The following is a 338-nucleotide window of genomic DNA, read 5'->3' as shown; positions in this document are numbered from 1 at the left end:
TTGCGCTGGGCCCCAGCGGTACCGGCAAGACCCACACCGCCCTCGCGCTGGGACTGGCCGCTTGCCAGAAGGGGCACAGCGTGGCCTTCACCACCGCTGCGGCGCTGGTCCATGACTTGATGGAGGCGCGCGACGAACGGCGACTGCGCAGCCTGCAAAAGCATCTGGCCTCGGTGAAACTGCTGATCCTCGACGAGCTGGGCTATGTGCCCTTCACCGCAGTGGGCGGTGAATTGCTGTTCGAGGTGCTCAGCCAGCGGTATGAACGCGGCAGCACGCTGATCACCAGCAATCTGCCCTTCGATGAATGGACATCGGTGTTCGGGTCCGAGCGCTTG

The 338-nt window shown here is 64.5% G+C and carries 1 protein-coding gene; it reads left to right on the top strand.

The window, feature by feature from the left end:
• The coding region (locus H926_RS0108330) for an ATP-binding protein (RefSeq protein ID WP_022675887.1) at positions 1-338 on the top strand (338 nt) is incomplete at both ends.

The organism is Novosphingobium sp. B-7, assembly GCF_000410615.1.
Classification (GTDB): Bacteria; Pseudomonadota; Alphaproteobacteria; order Sphingomonadales; family Sphingomonadaceae; genus Novosphingobium; species Novosphingobium capsulatum.
The sequence above is the reverse complement of the archived record's forward strand: the minus strand, read 5'-3'. Positions and strand labels throughout refer to the sequence as shown.